At 41.0% G+C, this 18,831-nt stretch carries 7 protein-coding genes; 2 read left to right on the top strand and 5 right to left on the bottom strand.

Annotation, left to right across the window (positions count from 1 at the left end; translation table 11 throughout):
- The first annotated feature begins 178 nt into the window (after positions 1-178).
- Positions 179-1,000 (top strand): alpha/beta fold hydrolase, encoded by an 822-nt coding sequence (locus PN499_RS07385; RefSeq protein ID WP_272031072.1) that lies wholly within the window; start codon positions 179-181, stop codon positions 998-1,000.
- A gap of 154 nt (positions 1,001-1,154) precedes the next feature.
- Here the strand turns inward: PN499_RS07385 and PN499_RS07380 are convergent, their stop codons facing one another.
- The 5 genes from PN499_RS07380 to PN499_RS07360 all read right to left on the bottom strand — a co-directional run bounded on the left by PN499_RS07380 (position 1,155) and on the right by PN499_RS07360 (position 17,312).
- Positions 1,155-2,432, bottom strand: coding sequence for a sensor histidine kinase (locus PN499_RS07380; RefSeq protein WP_272031071.1), 1,278 nt, complete (start codon positions 2,430-2,432; stop codon positions 1,155-1,157).
- A 15-nt stretch (positions 2,433-2,447) separates the two neighbouring features.
- Positions 2,448-5,489 (bottom strand): hybrid sensor histidine kinase/response regulator, encoded by a 3,042-nt coding sequence (locus tag PN499_RS07375; protein WP_272031070.1) that lies wholly within the window; start codon positions 5,487-5,489, stop codon positions 2,448-2,450.
- A 106-nt stretch (positions 5,490-5,595) separates the two neighbouring features.
- Positions 5,596-10,962 (bottom strand): trifunctional serine/threonine-protein kinase/ATP-binding protein/sensor histidine kinase, encoded by a 5,367-nt coding sequence (locus tag PN499_RS07370; protein ID WP_272031069.1) that lies wholly within the window; start codon positions 10,960-10,962, stop codon positions 5,596-5,598.
- Positions 10,963-11,032: 70 nt separating this feature from the next.
- Complete coding sequence (locus PN499_RS07365; RefSeq protein ID WP_272031068.1) at positions 11,033-16,432, bottom strand: trifunctional serine/threonine-protein kinase/ATP-binding protein/sensor histidine kinase; 5,400 nt, start codon at positions 16,430-16,432, stop codon at positions 11,033-11,035.
- Between the two features lie 31 nt (positions 16,433-16,463).
- The gene (locus tag PN499_RS07360) at positions 16,464-17,312 is read right to left on the bottom strand and encodes a pantothenate kinase (RefSeq protein WP_272031067.1); all 849 of its coding nucleotides are present in this window, start codon (positions 17,310-17,312) and stop codon (positions 16,464-16,466) included.
- 298 nt (positions 17,313-17,610) lie between these two features.
- On the opposite strand from PN499_RS07360, the gene PN499_RS07355 reads away from it, so the two are divergent.
- Positions 17,611-18,831 (top strand): GAF domain-containing protein (locus tag PN499_RS07355; protein ID WP_272031066.1); only part of this gene is annotated, 1,221 nt, incomplete at its 3' end.

The raw sequence follows: 18,831 nt of genomic DNA, 5'->3' as shown, positions 1-18,831 counted from the left end.
GTCTGACGACTCTGGCTTAAGCTAGAAAGAAGTTAATAAGAATCTAGGCCTATGCAAGATCGGGTGTATCAATTTAGGTGTGGGTAAGATTCCCCTTTGGCGTACAATCTTCTTTGAGGTTTGAGTTCGCTCTGTTATGACAATTATCAAATTTTTTACGCCTCAACATTGAACAAGGATGTATTTATCGCTCCGTAATTCCCGCGTAAAGCTCTCTGTTGGGCAAATCTTCTGGCGTGAAATCGGCTCTGGTGCTGATGTGGTATTCTTGCATGGCTCGTTGCATGACAGCGCTCAATGGCTACCCGTGATTGAACGTTTAGGTGCCGATTACCATTGTTTTGCACCCGATTTGCTGGGTTTTGGTGAGTCTGAGCCGGCGGCTCGCAAGATTCACTATTCGATTGAGTTAGAGGTTGAGTGTTTGGCTGAGTATTTGGAGACTTTGAAACTGCGGCAGTTTTATTTAGTTGCTCATTCTCTGGGAGGCTGGATTGCGGCGAGTTATGCGTTGAAGTATTCAGATCGAGTTTTGGGTTTGGTACTTTTGGCACCAGAGGGGTTGAAGGTAGGATATTTAAAGCAGCGCTGGTTGTGGGCGAGGTGGTTGCGGGTGCTGCCGACTGCTGGTTTAGGGGTGCTGCGATCGCTCTCTCCTGTGGCTAGAATTTTGGGCCTTCAAAAAAAACTTGAGGGATTGATCCAACTGAAGCAAGGTTTATCTAAGTCGCCTGCGGCTGCTAAACTTTTGTTCGATCGCAGACAGGTAGAAATTCAAGGGGAGTTATTGGACGATCGCGCCTGTTGGCTAAAGATACCTATGTTGATTTTACAAGGGTCGGAAGATAAGGCAGTAAGTTTGTCCCTGAGCCAATCCTACGCTGGGCTGGCTCCTAAAGCCGAAATGCAAGTTATTAGTGGCGGGGGGAGCAATTTGCCGCAGGAAGTACCGGAAGCGATCGCTCAACACATTCGCAAGTTTATCAGTCAATATTATTGAATAGTTGTTTGTTGTTTGTTAATGGCTAATTGCTAATTGCTAATTGCTAATTGCTAATTGCTAATCCCTCCTACTTACCTTCCCCATCTTCCCCATCTTCCCCCTCTCCCCCTCTCTTCCTCTAGCCCCTAGCCCCTAACCGCCCTGGCGGTTGCTATACCATTTTAAGTGGTAACGTTATAACAAACTCTGTTCCTGCTCCTAGTGAAGAATTGACAGCGATCGATCCATGATGCTTATCAACTATAATTTGATGGGCAATCGCCAGCCCTAAGCCCGTGCCTTTCCCAACTCCTTTAGTAGTAAATAAGCGATCGAAAATCCTTTTCTTTACCTCCTCAGTCATCCCCTTACCATTATCTTGAATCCGAATCACTACTTGTTGTTGTGGTGATAATTCTGTTTTGATAATAATATGGTTACTGCGAGCTTGAATCTCGGCATAAGTAAGCCCTTGATTGCCTTCATCGATCGCATCGATCGCATTCGCTAACAAATTTATAAACACCTGATTGAGTTGACCCGGAAAACATTTAATTTCTGGCAGATTGCCATACTTTGCGATTACTTTAATTTCAGGACGAGAATTGTTAGCTTTAAGGCGATGGCGTAAAATCATCACCGTGCTATCGATGCCATCGTGAATATTAAAATCTTGCTTAACATCGCTATCAGCGCGAGAGAAAATGCGGAGACTCTTACTAATAGTGGTGATGCGCTCCCCTCCATCTTTCATCGCGCCAATCAGTTTTGGTAAATCTTCGCGAAGATAATCTAAGTCGATCTCTTCGAGTTTAGCTTCAATTTCTGCACCAGGCTGGGGAAATTTCTCAGCATAGAGATCGATAATTTCTAACAACTCATTAATGTAATCTTCGGCAGCATTGACATTGCCAACAATGCAACCGAGAGGATTGTTAATTTCGTGGGCAACCCCAGCCACCAACTCCCCCAGTGCCGAGAGTTTCTCCTGTTGCACCAGTTGCACTTGAGCCTGTTCCAGAGCTTGGGTGCGCTCGGAAACTTGCCGTTCCAAAGAGTCAGTAAGCTGCTTCAATCGCCAATGAACTTTGATCCTAGCTAACACTTCCGATGCTTCAAATGGTTTAGTAATGTAATCGACTGCGCCTAAAGATAAGCCTTTGACTTTCTTTTCGGTATCCGCTAGAGATGTCATAAAAATGATGGGAATCCCTTGCGTATTAGGGTTAGCTTGCAGGCGGCGGCAGGTTTCAAAGCCATCCATGTTCGGCATTTCAATATCTAGCAGGATCAATTCGGGATGGTGGCGTTCCACCTGTGCCAGAGCATCTTCGCCATCTGTCGCCATGCGGACTTTATACTGGGCTGTTTTCAAGGCTTGAGATAGCACAGATAGATTGGTTGTGTTATCATCCACAATCAAGATAAAAGGTTGGGTAGGCTGAGCCATAGTTTATCTAAGGTTTCAAGGCAAATAGTGTTGGATTAATGCCCGCAGTTGTCTAATTTCGCAAGCATCCGCAAGGCGGATCAGTTGTCCGGCAAAAGCAGCCGTATTACCCTGTTGAATTTGTTGTGCTACTTCAATAATACCGTCGAGTTCGCCATCTTGTGCAAGTTCAAAGAGTTGGTTTAAGATTTCTAGGGTCGGCGGCTGAATTTCATTGGTTGCTAACTCAGAATTCTCGTTCTCGCTATTATTGGTCTCGTAAATCCAATCTAATTGCAGGTGTCTTTGAAGGAGATCGAGCAAAGTTTCAGCTTGCACGGGTTTGGGCAAGAAATCATTGCCTCCTGCCTTCAGGCTATTATGGCGATCGATCTCAAATACGCTGGCAGAAGAGACGATCGCAATCTGGTTCTGTAATTGGGGATGGGAACGGAGTTGACGCAAAAATTCAAACCCATCCATTATAGGCATACTTAAGTCGGTAATAGTTAAATCGGGTAATGTTTTCAGCGCCTGTTCGATGCCTTCGAGCCCGTTGGCAGCTTCAATGACTTCAAAGCCGATGGGTTCTAACAGATTGACTATAACCGAGCGATTTTCCCAGCGATCGTCTATAACTAATATCCGCCGCTTCTCACCGGCATAACTAACTATCTTCCCTTCTGGAACTAATCGAGAAGTGCTTGCCCAATCTTCAGCTTCAGGTAATTCTACTTCAAAGGAAAAGGTGCTACCTTCACCAGGAATACTGTGAACAGTGATTTCACTCCCCATCAGCGCCACAATTTTATGACTAATTGCTAATCCCAATCCCGTGCCTTCGACTTGCTTTTTAGTATCGCCGACTTGTTCAAAGGGCAGAAAGATTTTTTCGACTTGCTCTGAAGTCATGCCGGTTCCGGTATCTGCAATTTGAAAGCGAATTTTTTGACCGATAGGTTCAACTTTAAAAGTAACACTACCTTTGTCCGTGAATTTGATCGCATTACCCAATAGATTGATCAAAACCTGACGCAAACGTTTTTCATCAGCACAAACTCCGATAGGTAGCTGGGAATTAGCTTGGTAATCAAAGGTAATTCCTTGTTGTTCGGCTCGGATGCGATTGATTTCGATAACACTTTGTAGAAATGAGGGTAAGTGCAAAGGTGCCGGATACAAATCTAGTTTGCGGGCTTCGATTTTGGATAGGTCTAAAATATCGTTAATTAAGGTTAGTAAATGAGAGCCGCATTGGTAGATAATATCGATGCCTTTGTGTCCTTTTTCGCTGAGAGGTTCGCTGCGCTGCAAGATTTGGGCATAGCCAAGAATGCCATTCAGCGGCGTTCGCAATTCGTGACTCATGTTAGCAAGAAATTCGCTTTTGGCATTGTTTGCCGCATCTGCAAATTCTTTAGCCTGCTGAATCTCCACATTGACTTGCTGAATTTCTTGAAATTTATCTTGGAGAGCACCTGCCATGACTTGGAAGTTACTGGAGAGGGTGTTAATTTCAGTAATTGGACTACCAGGAATTTGCAGGGATTGTTGTTCTGTAAGTTTATCTGGCAAATTGCTAGTGAGATTGGCAAGTTCTAGTAAAGGCTTAACCAGACTGCTGCTGATAGTTTTAGCTAGAAGGGGTGATAAGATAGCAAGCACCATCAAAATAGCGAAGCTTTTGGTATAAATTCGATCGAGCGCTACTAGATGGGAAGCGTTAGCTTCTTCGATCGCCAGTATCCAGGGTAGGTTGCCGCCAATAGGACTCTTTTGTACGTAAAATGATTTTCTCCAGCGCACAACCTTAGAGGCTTTGGATAGGTTCGGTATCCAAATGTGGGTATTCTGATTAAGCTGGCGAATTTCAGCATTCCCATCTCGATCGAAGATTTCTCCTAGCTTCAATTCGCTGCGAGTGCTGGCAACAATTCGATTTTCCCGATCCAACAAACTCACAGACCTGATTAATGCAGTTTGACTATTAAGCAACCTTTTTTTTAAAGTATTGATATCAATTTCTGCTAAGATCTGCCCCACAAGTCGATTGCTTTGAAGAATCGGTACTGTCTGAATAATTGTCGGCAAATTGGATACCATTACTACCTCAGAAAGCATCGGCTGTTTTGCTGTTAATAAAGTCTGAAACGGCAAAGAATCAAGCTTAGCTGCTTTTTGATTAATGTTTTGAACAGCAGTTGAATTTAGAATATTTCCCTCTGTATCTGTAGTGTAGAGATTGCGAAACTCTGGTATTGTTTCTTGAACAATTTTTATTTGTTCCTGCATTCCCGCATCGTCCAACAAATTGCTCTCCTGCTCGCGAGAGGCCAAGGCTTGTAGTTTAACCAAGCTTTGCTGATGCCAATTTAGAAGATTTGTACTGACATTTTGTCTAACATCTTCCAAATTAGCTAAAACACTTTTTTCTTCTGTTAAAGTTGCATCCTGACAGTTCCAAATGGTCAGCAACATTGCTGGCAATAAGACGAAAGCCACTAACAAATTGAGGAGGGTTTGTTCAAAAGCATGAGTTCTGCTATTCTTGACACGCAGCCATTTAGTAATAGGTGTATGAGTCAGAATTAGACTGGCAATTAGAGCGTTACAAATTTCGTTAATTGGATTTTTGAACGAAATCAATAAAACACTTTGAAAGGGAATTTTACCGACAAAGCCATAGAGTAACCAAAGCAGAGGAAACCCAATGATTGCCCAATAAACTACATCGATTAATAATAAATTGTTACTGCGCCGTTGGAGTCCCCATCCGACAACAACCGCTTCTAGGGTGAAGAGAATAAATCCATAGGGATGATTCCAGATCGAGATTGTATAGGCGCTGGAAATCATGGCGGCGATGGTTCCCCAACCTAAACCATATAATCGGACAACTAGCATGACAAAAATACTGCCAAATAGCCAGTCTATATGAAAGATAATGGGAAGTGCGAAGTAGTTGCCCATGTATCCTGCAACTAGCAGGGATAGCAAGACAAGTATCGATCTTAAGCGATATTGAAACTGCTTTTCTCTCGCAGGTAATTTCTCTAGTTCTAGGGTATTTGTTGTCATACTTTACTCCTTTAATCTAAAATTAGCTCCGGTAGTCTATACCTCGATTCATTTTTCCAGCTTGTTCGGGACAGAGAGCGGCTAAGGTTCCTCCTAATATATTGTATTATTTAACAGGGATAGCGATCGCAAACACAGTACCTTCACCAGGGACAGAATCAACTGTAATTTTTCCCTGATGTTTTTCTTCAACAATCTGCCGCGCGATCGCTAATCCTAATCCCGTGCCTTTTCCTACTACCTTCGTGGTAAATAAATGCTCAAAAATCTGAGCGCGTACTGCTTCAGTCATGCCAATTCCATTATCTTTAATCCGAATAATTGCCCGCTCTTTATCCTCTAACAGCTCCGTTTTGACAGTGATTTGATTGGCAATTTCTGCATACTTGCGCCCTTGACTTGCTTCTTCTAGGGCATCAATGGCATTGCTCAACAAATTCATAAATACCTGATTTAATTGTCCGGCATAACATTCAATTTGGGGTAAATTACCATACTCTTTAATCACTTGGATTTCTGGACGATTTTCATTAGCTTTCAGGCGATGTTTCAGAATCATAATGGTACTATCAATCCCATCGTGGATATTGCAAGCCACCGGATGGTTAGTATCTGCACGGGAGAAGGTTCGCAAACTGGTGCTAATGTCTTGAATTCGCTTTACGCCTTCCTGCATCGACTCAACTAACTTAGGTAAGTCTTCCCGGATGTAGTCAAGCTCAATGGTTTTAATTTCCTCTTGAATATCGGCATCTGGTTGGGGATATTTTTGTTGATACAAATCGAGCAAACCAAACAAATCATTGATATAATCTAAGGCGGGCGTAATATTGCCAGTCAGAAAGCCAACCGGGTTATTAATTTCGTGGGCAACTCCAGCGACTAAGTTACCCAAAGCTGACATTTTTTCACTTTGAATAATGGTAATTTGGGCTTGTTTGAGGTCGTTTAAGGCTTGTTGTGCTGCTTGATAAAGACGAGCATTTTCTAAGGAAATAGCAGCTTGAGCGCAAATTAGATTCAGAAGTTCAACGCGATCGCGTGTAAACGCCCCTGTAATTAAACTATTTTCTAGATATAAAATACCTATCAATTTGCCTTGATGCAAAATTGGGTTACACAAAATACTCTTGGGCTGCTGACGGATAATATACGGGTCATTGCCTAAAATTGGATCTGTACTAGCATCAAGTAGCACAGTCGTTTGCTGCTCATTTTTGACTTTGTAAATCAGTTTTAGGGGGATCTCTTGACTATCCTCAATGGGAATACGTTGCAATATAACTGGCTCGGAATCGACAGTTATTAACCCTTTAATCAGCAGACGATCTTCTCGCCAGAGCATCAAGATACACTTATCTGCTCCCGCATTTTCGATGATGATGGAAAGCAACGATGAAAGTAGTTTTTCGAGTTCAATTTCGGTGGAGATAGTTTGAGAAGCTTTGAGAATTGTAGCTAAATCAAGGGAATGGGAGATGTTGGTAGAAGAACTGGTAGAAGTAACCGATCCCAATGGGAAGACAGTTTCGTTAACCGAGAGGGTAGTGCGAGTTTGTTGGAAGATAGAAGCCAAGAGTTGTGGGTAGCGTTGTTCTAAGTCAGCAATCTTGGCTTTTGCACCCCAACGGGCATAGCCATAATAGGCTTCAATCATATAGTCTTGAGCGATGCGCCCTCTGCCCCAATCAAGGTAAAATCTAGCGGCGAGTTCATTGGCTAGGGCTTCTTCTTGAATATATTCATTGGCTTTAGCAAGAGAAATGGCGCGATCGTAATAATCCGCTGCTTCATAATTCTTGCCTAAAATTCGACATTTTTCTGCTTCCACCAAATCGACCTTATGTTGATAATTCATGGGAGCATAGTGCGCCCAGTGTTGTAGCTGAATTTGGTTTTGCTCTACCCGTTGAAATATTTCTGATGCTTCTGCTAATTGCAAATTTAAAATTGCTAAAGCAGTCAAAGAATCATAGAAATAAAACGTAGGTTCGTATACTAGCCCCTGAGCAGCAATGAAATAGCGACGGCACTCAACAGCGTGATTCTGCGCTTGTTCAGTTTCTCCAAATAAGAAGCAAAGCAGGAGTTTATATGAATGGAATACATAAAACTCGCTCAAATCATTATCAGACATTAACTGCGGCAGAAATTCTGTCTCTTGTGCAGCTTCCCCAGACAAAATACAAGGATGTTCCCCAAAACCCAGCAAATTTAACGCAGACTGCCAAGAAAGCCGACAATGATTGGCCATTCCCTCTTGGTTCAGTTGCATCAACCCATTGTAGTAAGCACGAGCATTCTGTTCTAAGGTGGCAAGAGGTTGATTACACCAAAAAGCAGCATTACAAAAGGTACGGGCATGATATCCAGCAAACTTCGTGCTACCAACTTCTAAAGCAGTTACGTAACTCTCTTGCAACAGTGGTAGGATATCTTTGATGTGAGATTTGCGGTGTAGGATAAAAGCTCCCAACACTAAAAGCACTTCCGGTTTAATCGCTTTAGCATCAAATTTCGAGATGATTTTCAGTGATAATTGAGCAAACTTTGTGGCTGTATCTATATCTTGTAAAAGATTGCAGATAACGATACCATAGTTAGCGTAAGCAAATGCAGAAATTATTGTATTTCCATACTGAATAGATAATTTGACTGATAGGGCTGTCAGTAATGGGCACAAGATAGAACCGGAATTGTAAGCTGGTGGGATCAGGCTGTAGGCAATTTGGATAGTTGCCAACACTTGCCGATCTGTCATTATAGGTAAATCAAATAAATCTGCAATTTCTCTATCTCCAATCAGTTCGTTAATCTCTTGAATTGACTGTTGAAGATCTACTGGTGTGGGTGATTCGGAAAAGATAACTCCCAACTGTTGCAGAAGTTTCTTGCCGATATCGAGGGCTTCGACTGGTTTATTCTGAAAGACATAAGATTGAATTTTAATACAGTAGACATCGATCTTTTCTAGCAAAGAATGTGCCTGTCCAATTACGCTATCAATCAACTGTTCCATTAATGTAAATTCGCCGGATAAAGAAGCTGTTTCCGCAGCTAATTCATGAAAAGCGAGGCTCATTTCATATTGCTGTTGCCAAGCTGTTTCTCCTAACAAAGATAATCCAACTTTGGCATATTCCCCCGCAGCTTGATAGGCGGTGGCGGCTTTGGCTTTGCGACAAGCAGTTAGATTCAGTTGTGCTAATTCATCTCGTTGGTTTTGTTGGATAATTAAAGCAGTTCCGTAATTTAGTTGATTGACAATTTCAAAGATGCGGTCTTCTCTTGCTTGTGAGGAAATCTGTTGCAGCAACAGTTGTCCAATTTTGTAGTGAGTTGTTTGTTTTTGGTCATCGGGAATCAGACAATAAGCGGCTTGTTGGACGCGATCGTGTAAAAATTTATATTTGGCTGATTGTTTATGAATATTTGATAACCCTAATTGCCGATGTTCCTCTCCCTGATAAAATTTATAAACCTCACTAATTGGTAAAATCAATCCTTCCTGCAATGCTTCCCATAAACTCGTGGCTGTTTCAATTTCTGATTGTTCTAAAACAATTGCCAAAGTTGCTAAATCAAATTGATTACCAATACAAGCTGCTAGCTGCAAGATATATTGAGTGGCTGGCAGTAGTTTTCGCAATTGAATAACCATAAAAGTCACAACATCATTTGTAACCGCTTGAGTTTTCACTTGTGAAAGATCGTATTGCCACTCTCCCTGACCCAGCGAGTAGTCAAATGTAATTAATCCATCTTGATGTAATGCTTTGAGAAATTGGGTAGCAAAAAATGGATTGCCTTGAGTTTTTTGGTAAACTAATGAAGAAATATTCCCTGCCAAATTTTCTGGGCTTTTAAGGGTATCAGCGACTAAAGAATTTATTTGTAATTTGCTTAATGGTGTTAAAGTAATTTTCTGGATTGTTGCTGTTGTTTTTTGAATCTCACTCAAAGTTAACATTAAGGGATGTCCTAAGCTGACCTCATTATCGCGGTATGCACCAATGATGAGAAGACGACCTTTATCAGCTATTAAAAGCTGTATTAACTTCAGGGAGGCGGAATCTACCCATTGCAAATCGTCTAAAAATATCACTAAGGGATGTTCTTCACTGGTAAAGACTTGAGTAAATTTTTGAAATAAAAGGTTAAAGCGATTTTCTGCCGCATTTCCTGATAGTTCTACTGCTGGTGGTTGTTCTTCAATAATTTTTGCTAGTTCAGGTATCACTTCAAGAATTACTTGTGCATTATCACCAACAGCATCTAATATTTTATTTTTCCATTGCTCGATTTGTGCATCACTTTCTGTCAATAATTGCCCCATTAAATCTCGAAATGCTTGTACAAAGGCACTGAAGGGAATATTTCGTTGAAATTGGTCATATTTGCCTTTGATAAAATAGCCGTTTTGCCGTACAATCGGTTTATGTACTTCGTTGACGACGGCTGTTTTCCCAATTCCCGAAAATCCCGCCACTAGGATCATTTCGGTTGCACCTTGACTGACGCGCTCAAATGCTTGCAAAAGAGAGGATACTTCAGTTTCTCTACCATAAAGTCGATCGGGAATGATGAAGCGATCGCACGCATCCCTAGTACCAATTTGAAAATTCTCAATTGTCCCTGTTGCTTTTAGCTGATCTAGACAATTTTTTAAATCAAATCTTATGCCCAAAACACTTTGATATCTATCTTCAGCATTTTTCGCCATCAATTTGTTAACGATTTCTGAGAGGACAGATGGGATTTGGGGATTAATTTCATGTACTAATGGTGGGACTTTGGCAATATGGCAATGTACTAATTCCATTGCTTCTTTTGATGCAAAAGGTAACGTACCTGTGAGTAACTCATAGAAAGTTACACCTAAAGAATAAAAATCAGTGCGGTAATCAATACCCCGATTCATTCTCCCTGTTTGTTCTGGGGATATGTAAGCAAGTGTGCCTTCTAGTACATTGGGATTAACTAGGGTTTGCGTTTCTCTCGGTAGTAATGAGGCAATGCTAAAATCAATTAATTTAACTTGTTTAGTTGCGGGATTGATTAAAATGTTTCTAGGTTTAATATCTTTATGAATAATGCGATTTTGATAGAGAATATCTAAAGCATTACAGAGTGCGATCGCTATCTGTAAAAATTCTGGCAGCGACGTGGCAGGTAATTTTTCTGCTACATTGAAATAATCTTGCAAAGAAATTCCCCCAAAGTCTTCCATTACCAAGGCATAACCATTTTGGGATGGTTCGAGGCTATAGGTTTGGACGATTAAGGGTGAGTGGAGATTTTTGGTAATAGTATACTGATTGCGAAATTGTACTAATTCACTGAAGCTGGGATAGAGATTTTTCAAGAATTTAATTACTACTGGTAAGGAATCGGCTTCTCTTTGACCTCGATAAACAACGGTTCGAGAACCGTTGTATAATTCTGTCTTGAGTTGATATCCAGTTAGATTCATGGTAATTTTCTCCTATTTGCTGTAATGGTGATTGTTACTTCAGTGGCTGGATTTGACAGTCTCTATATGGTTAGATTGGTAGTCGGATGTAAAACTCGGTTCCCCGACCAATAGCTGATTCAACTTCTAGATTACCCTGATGTTTTTCAACTACGATTTGACGAGCGATCGCTAACCCTAACCCCGTCCCTTTTCCTACACCTTTGGTTGTAAATAAATGCTCGAAAATCTTCGCTTGCACCTCGGCATTCATGCCAATTCCATTATCTTTGATCCAAATTAATACCTGTTTCCCTTCCCCCGATAATTCTGTTTTGATGATAATTTGATTAGGATTGGCTTTAATCTCTGCATAAGTACGTCCAATATTTGATTCATCTAAAGCATCGATCGAATTTCCCAAAATATTTATAAATACCTGATTTAATTGTCCGGCATAGCATTCAATTTGAGGTAAATTGCCATACTCCTTAATCACTTGGATTTCTGGACGATTTTCGTTAGCTTTCAGGCGATGTTTCAGAATCATAATGGTACTATCAATACCATCGTGGATATTGCAGGCAACTGGATGGTTAGTATCTGCACGGGAGAAGGTTCGCAAACTGGTGCTAATGTCTTGAATTCGCTTTACGCCTTCCTGCATCGAGCCAACTAATTTGGGGAGGTCTTCTCGGATATACTCAAGATCGATAGCTTCTATTTCTTTTTGAATTACTGCACTATAATTAGGGTGTTCTTGCTGAAATAGATCAATCAATCCCAACAAATCATTGATATAATCTAAGGCTGGTTGAATATTGCCATTAAGGAAACCAACGGGATTATTAATTTCATGGGCAACGCCAGCAACTAAATTACCCAAAGCTGACATCTTTTCACTTTGAATAATGGTAATTTGTGCTTGTTTGAGGTCGTTTAAGGCTTGTTGTGCTGCTTGATAAAGACGAGCATTTTCTAAGGAAATAGCAGCTTGAGCGCAAATTAGATTCAGAAGTTCAACGCGATCGCTCGTAAAGGCTCCTGTAATTAAACTATTTTCTAGATATAAAATGCCTATCAATTTGCCTTGATGCAAAATTGGGTTACACAAAATACTCTTGGGCTGCTGACGGATGATGTATGGGTCATTAGCTAAGGTAATATCTGCGGTTGCATCCAGTAGCATCACAGTCTGTTGGCTGTGCTTAACTTTATAAATTAGCTTATGGGGAATATCCTGACTGTCTTCAAGGGGAAGGCTTTGCAACACAATGGCTTGTGTTCCCTGAGTAATTGCGCCTTGAATTAGCAGATGATGGTCTTGCAACAGCATTAACACGCATTTATGGGCCCCTGCATTTTCAATCACGATTCTCAGTAATGATGACAGCAGTTTTTCTAGTTCGATGGCACTAGAGATAGTCTGAGATGCTTTGAGAATTGCTGTTAAATCTAGGGTATCTGAGACACTGGTACTGCTGGATGTAGTAGAACTGGTAGATGTAACAGTCTCCAAGGGGAAGATAGTTTCATTAGTGGAAAGGGTCGAACGGCTTTGCTTTAATATAGGCACAAGTAATTGGGGATAACGTTTTTCTAAATCAACTACTTTAGCTTTGGCTCCCCATCGGGCATAACAGTAATAGGCTTCTTGCATATAACCTGCGGCAATTTTTTCTCTCCCCCAAGCAAGGTAAAATTTTGCGGCTAATTCGTTCGCTAAAGCTTCTTCTTGGATATAGTCATTGGCTTTAGCACCTGCGATCGCGCGATCGTACCAGTCTCCTGCTTCATAATTCTTGCCTAAAACCCGATGTTGTTCAGCTTCTACTAGGTCATATTTATGTTGAAAGTTCATCGGTGCGGAAACTGCACGATGGTGGAGTATGGCTTGATTTTTGGAAACCCGCTCCAGCAGTTCGGTTTTGTCTGTGGTTTCGGTATGGGTAGCCAGTGCTGTCAGGGAATCGTAAAAGTAGAAAACTAATTCGCTTATCCCACTTCCTGCCACTGCTAGGGTTTGACGCACTTCTATTGCATCTTGAATTGCCTGTGGATATTGATTGAGGAGATAGGAAGTAGTCAGGCTATAGACCCAATAATAATGCAATCCAATTAAATCATTAGTAGCGGTGAGTGCGGCCTGTATTTGCTCTGTTTTATTTGTCAAAGTTGACTGGTTTTGACTATTTTGGAGCCGATCGACTGCTTGTAAAACAATGTAAGAGTAGTTTAAACAAGTTTTGAGATTGAGCTTAGATAAGGTAGTTAAATAAGGTTCTGTTTCTATCACCAAAGTATTTAAATCCTTACCCGTTACATAAGCGCACTGACACAAATGGTGGACGTTATAGCCTGCAAACTCTATATCGCCGACTTCCTGGCCTGTCTGGAAACCTTCCCTGTATAAAGCTAAACTGTTGCGAAAATGAGATTTATAATGAATAAAAAATGCGGCTAGGAGAAGATTAACTTTTGGCTGGATAAAACGTGCATTGAGTTTTGCCATTAGTTGTGATGACATCTGAGCAAAGTCATAAGCTGTATCCAAATCCCCTAACATATTGCTCAATAAAATCGCATAGTTAATGTAACTAAAGGCTGATAGGGAGTTATTACCTTTCTGAATCGACAACATAACTTGAGTCAGAACTATCAATGGAAATAGTTGGGAAGCAGAAAGATAGGCTGCACCGGTAACACTAGAAAGTAACTGCATAATTGCCACTGCTTCCGGTTCTGTCATCATCGGCAAATCGAGTAAATCTTCAGCAGTTCTACCATTAAGCAATTCCGTTACCTTTTCTACAGCCGATGTTATATCTGCCTGTGTCGGTTGCTCTGGAAGGTAAGTGTTAAATTCGCTTAAAGCAGTACAAGCGATCGCGATCGCCTCTTGAAATCTCCCCTGGTTTGTATAGGCCTGAATCTGGATTTCGTAGGTCTTGACGTACTCGGTCGCTTGGAGATTTGCAGCTAAAATCACCTTTACTCCCTGCTCCATTTGCTCGTAATTACCGTACAAATACGCCGCTTCTGTTGCTCCTTCCTGCAAACCTAACATCAAGCTGGTTTGGGTCTGCCAAGCACCATCAGACAGTAAATTTATACCTGTAGTGAAATATTTGAAAGCTGGTTCGTAAGCATTTGAGGCTTTAGCTTTGCGTCCAGTAATTAAATTAAGTTGGGCAAGATTATCTTTTTCCGATTGGTCAAGGATAATTGCGATCGCCCTGTTCCAATGGTTGACAATCTCGAAAATCTTGGCTTCTAGTTCGGTGTCTGGGGTGCTTTGTCGCAGCAACCGAGCGATCGCTAAATGAGTTACTTGTTTTTGGTCTTCAGGAATCAAAGAATAGGCAGCTTGTTGTACCCTGTCATGCAAAAATCTATACTTGGCTATTTGCTCGCTGGTGTTTTTATTTTCCAGCCTCAATTTATCGTTATCTTCGCCCTGATAAAACTTATAAATATCACTTTGGGGTAAAATCAAATCGGCCTGTAAAGCGACCCATAAATCAGTTGCGACTTCCACCTCAGATAATTGACAAACAATCGCTAATGTTTGCAAGTCAAATTGGTTGCCAATACAAGCAGCTAGTTTCAATGTAGATTGGGTTGATTCTGGTAATTTTTGCAATTGAAATACCATAAACTCAACTACATCGTCGGTGAGTGTTTGCTGATTAATTTGAGAAATATCACATTGCCAACATCCCTCTGATAAATTAAATTTAATTAATTTATCTTGATATAATGACTTGAGAAGTTGTGTTGCAAAAAAGGGATTTCCCTGGGTTTTGCGATAAATCAATTGCGACAAAGAAAAAGCTGAATTCTCCCTACACTTTAGTGTATCGGCGACAAATTGATTTAATTTGACGTGACTTAGAGGTACGAGAGTAATTGTCTTAACAACAGCCTCAGATTTACTAATTTCCGTTAATCTCATCATCAAAGGATGAGCAGGCGATACTTCGTTATCTCGATAGGCTCCAATTAATAGTAAATATCCCTGGTTTCTATTTACAATTAATAATTGAATCAGATTCAAAGAAGCAGAATCAGCCCATTGTAAATCATCTAAGAAAATTACTAATGGATGTTCTTTTTGGGTAAAAACCTGAAGAAATTTTTGAAAGAGGAAATTAAAGCGATTTTGGGCTGCAATTCCCGATAATTTGATGGCTGGGGGTTGAGTACCAATAATCTTTTCTAATTCGGGTATAACGTCAATAATTACTTGTCCATTTTCACCCACAGCCTCTAATATTTTATGTTTCCATTGCTGAATTTTGACATCGCTTTCCGTTAACAATTGCCCCATTAAATCGCGGAAAGCTTGGACAATGGCACTGAAGGGAATGTTGCGCTGAAATTGGTCATATTTGCCTTTGATAAAATAACCCCGTTGCCGAACAATGGGTTTATGCACTTCATTAACAACGGCGGTTTTACCAATGCCGGAAAATCCCGCGACTAGCATCATTTCAGTTTGACCTGTGCTGATTCTCTCAAAGGCAGTTAATAGCTGATTTACTTCGTTTTCTCTGCCATAGAGTTTTTCTGGGATGATAAAGCGATCGCTAATATCTCGCTCTCCGAGTTTAAATGTTTCTATTTCACCTGTGGTTTGTAACTGAGCTAAACACATCTCTAAATCGTGCTTTAATCCCAAGGCACTCTGATAGCGATCTTCGGCATTCTTCGCCATTAGCTTACAGACAATTGCTGATAAAACTAAGGGGATATGAGGCTGAATTTGATGAATTGGGAGCGGCTCCTTGGCGAGATGACAATGTACTAATTCCATTGCATCTTCCGAGATAAATGGTAACTTTCCTGTCAATAATTTATAGAAGGTGACACCCAGAGAATAAAAGTCACTGCGATAATCTATGCCTCGATTCATCCGTCCTGTCTGTTCGGGAGATAGATAAGCTAAGGTTCCTTCTAAGATATTGGGATTTTGAATTTCTTGGGTTTCTCTTGGTAGGAGGGAAGAAATACTAAAGTCAGTGATTTTGATTTGTTTGGTATCGGGATTTATGAGAATATTCGCGGGTTTAATATCTTTATGAATAACTCTATTTTGGTAGAGATAGTAGATAGTCTCCGTGAGTTGTAGGGCGATTTGGAGAAAATCTGCTGAAGGTAAAGATTTAGATCGTTGACTTTCATCTATTTCTAGTTGGAGATAAGTAGATAGGGAGACTCCACCAAAGTCTTCCATTATTAAGGCATAGCTATTGTGATATGGTTCTAGACTTAGCGGTTGAATAATGCAAGGAAAGTTAAGGCTTTTAGCAATGGTGTATTGGTTGCGAAATTGGACAAGTTCGTTGAAATTTGGGTACTCATTTCGCAACAGTTTGATCGCTACGAGAGTGCGATCGCACTCTCGAATACCTCGATAGACAAGAGTACGAGAACCTCCATAGATTTGTTCTGTGATGGTATATCCAGGCAGATGAGTGACGATCGCCATTTTTTTGACTAAAAAAATAAAACTACTATTATTATATCTTATCGTTGTCTTGGTGACTGCTATAATTACCAATACTTACAGAATTTAAGATGACCTCCCTCATTCCCCAAAAAATGGTATGGGGAGCTTCAATGATAGGGGTAGCTAGATCGGGAAAGAGAGTTTTAAGATAGGTGAGTAAGAAAGTGCGATCGCCTCCAGTCAATGCAACTTTACTTTCTGGAAAGTGGTACAGCCAATCTTCTATAAAGTCCTTAATTCCTGCAACTAATGTGTAAATAATACCGCTCTGTATTGCCTGTGGTGTATCCATAGCCCAGCGTGGGGGCAAATTTTCTGGTAACTTTATTAATGGTAGCGCTGCTGTTTTTTGCGCTAAAGAAGAGAACTGCAAAGCTAAGCCCGGTAAGATTGCACCACCAACTAGGCACTTATTGATATCTGCTCCAGTAAATGTTATTGCAGTGCCAGTGTCAATTACTAGAATGGGCCAACCTAACTCAGTACCAGCACCTAATACAGCCAAAGCCCTGTCAATTCCTAGAGTAGGGTAGAGCCCGGAAAGTGGCAACCGATCTAGAGTAATTATGTGAAGATCGGGATAGTTCTGCCAAAGTTCCGCCTGCGGCGATACTACAGAAGCTAAAACTAGAGAGACAGGAACAGGGGATAACTTAAATTGATTACTTAACTGCTTTGCAGCATCAGGGGTTAAATGCTCTGTATCCCAAGTTTCCTGAAGTGCTGCACCCGAAAACTTTGCCCAGTGCAGCCGCGAATTGCCAATCATTAAAGCGATTTTGATACGGTGGTTCATCTGTACTATGCCTTGATTATTGGCTTGATTATTGGCTTGATTATTGACTTTCTTTCTTAACATGGCTTTGATATTAACTCTATAAATTTGCAATTAGAAAATACTGATAAACGGCTGGTTTTCAGCCGCTAGTTTCCAGTCTATAATATATCTTTAAATTTAGGTTGGAATGTTTTGAATTTGTCAAAACCTTGATTCACCTGCATTTTCGTTCTTTCCTAGATGACTAATTTTTTATTCTTTCTGCTATAATTTATTAATATCTAAAAAGTCTGGGTCGAGCGGGTAAGACTAAAGGCGGGGTGCAATTGAGCTGCCTCAGACAAGATTGGGTAAAACACCACAAAAATACTGAGCTTCTATGTATTTGAAAGTAGAGTCACCTCACTGTCCCTGGCCGAGAGTAGCATCTAAGTTGACTGAAACAGAGGATGGTATCTCAGAGGAGGATATTTCCTTGATAGAAACAGAGGAACGAGAAAAGCTGATCGTACAATTGCAACAACAAGTTCAGTTGTCTAGCTTGCTAAATCAGATTAATAATGAAATCCGTCGTACCCTCGATTTAGAAGAAGTTCTGAATTCTGCCTGTCGCCTGCTGGGAGAAGCTCTACAATGCAGTCGCACGAGCATTTTAGTTAAAGAATCAGAAGCAGAAGAAAGTCTGATTACGCGGGGAGAATATAACAGAGGAGATAGTTTCGCCCAGCTTGGCATGAAAGTGCCAATTGCTGATAATGCTCACCTCCAAACTCTGATCTCTGAGGATAAACCTTTAGCTGTGGCAAAATTTGCCGATTTTCCCGGATTAGGAGAAGAGACAAGGGAGATTACAAAGACTTTGGGGATAAAGTCGATGCTGGCTGTTGCTACTCGCTACCAAGGACGGGTAAATGGGGTGATTGGGTTGCACCAGTGCGATCGCGAACGGGAATGGACAGAATGGGAAAAGCAACTGATTGAGGGGGTAGCATCTCAGTTGGCGATCGCGATTAATCAGGCAAAATTATACGCTGAAACCCGCCGCCAAGCGGAATGTGAATCTCTCTTGCGTCTGCTGAGTAACCAAATTCGCAGCACATTGGATATTAAAACTATACTCCAGACGGCAGTACGAGAGGTTCGCCAACTTTTAAACACAGATCGCGTTGTTATTTACCAATTTAAAGAGCGATGGGAAGGGGAAATTGTAGTTGAGGATCTTGTCATTCCTTGGCCGTCAATTTTTGGTGATTCCATCACAGACAATTGCTTTTCTAAGGAATATGCTCAGCATTATTTAGAAGGAAGAGTAAGAGCAATCAATGACATTCAAAAGGCTGGTTTAGATCGGTGCCACGTTGATTTCTTAACTGCTTTACAGGTAAAATCTAACTTGATTGTGCCGATTGTTATTAGTAGAAATGAAAGCAGTTCCCTAGACGTAGAGAAAGAAGAAATTAAGGAAAATCAGATAAGTAACATAGGTAAACCTTCCCCATCCCCCTCATCTCCCCCATCTCCCCCATCTCCCTCATCTCCCCCATCCCCCTCATCTCCCCAATCCCCCACTCGCCTATGGGGTTTAATGATTGCCCAAGAG

It is taken from the genome of Kamptonema animale CS-326 (assembly GCF_028330895.1).
Taxonomy (GTDB): Bacteria; Cyanobacteriota; Cyanobacteriia; order Cyanobacteriales; family Microcoleaceae; genus Kamptonema; species Kamptonema formosum.
Note: the sequence above shows the minus strand (reverse complement) of the source record. Positions and strands in the feature narration are given on the sequence as shown.

Excerpts from the sequence above, each read along its gene's own strand:
- PN499_RS07380 (WP_272031071.1), bottom strand. The coding sequence starts at position 2,432 with ATGGCTCAGCCTACCCAACCTTTTATCTTGATTGTGGATGATAACACA.
- PN499_RS07365 (WP_272031068.1), bottom strand. The coding sequence starts at position 16,432 with ATGGCGATCGTCACTCATCTGCCTGGATATACCATCACAGAACAAATC.
- PN499_RS07360 (WP_272031067.1), bottom strand. The coding sequence starts at position 17,312 with ATGTTAAGAAAGAAAGTCAATAATCAAGCCAATAATCAAGCCAATAAT.
- PN499_RS07385 (WP_272031072.1), top strand. The coding sequence starts at position 179 with ATGTATTTATCGCTCCGTAATTCCCGCGTAAAGCTCTCTGTTGGGCAA.
- PN499_RS07370 (WP_272031069.1), bottom strand. The coding sequence starts at position 10,962 with ATGAATCTAACTGGATATCAACTCAAGACAGAATTATACAACGGTTCT.
- PN499_RS07375 (WP_272031070.1), bottom strand. The coding sequence starts at position 5,489 with ATGACAACAAATACCCTAGAACTAGAGAAATTACCTGCGAGAGAAAAG.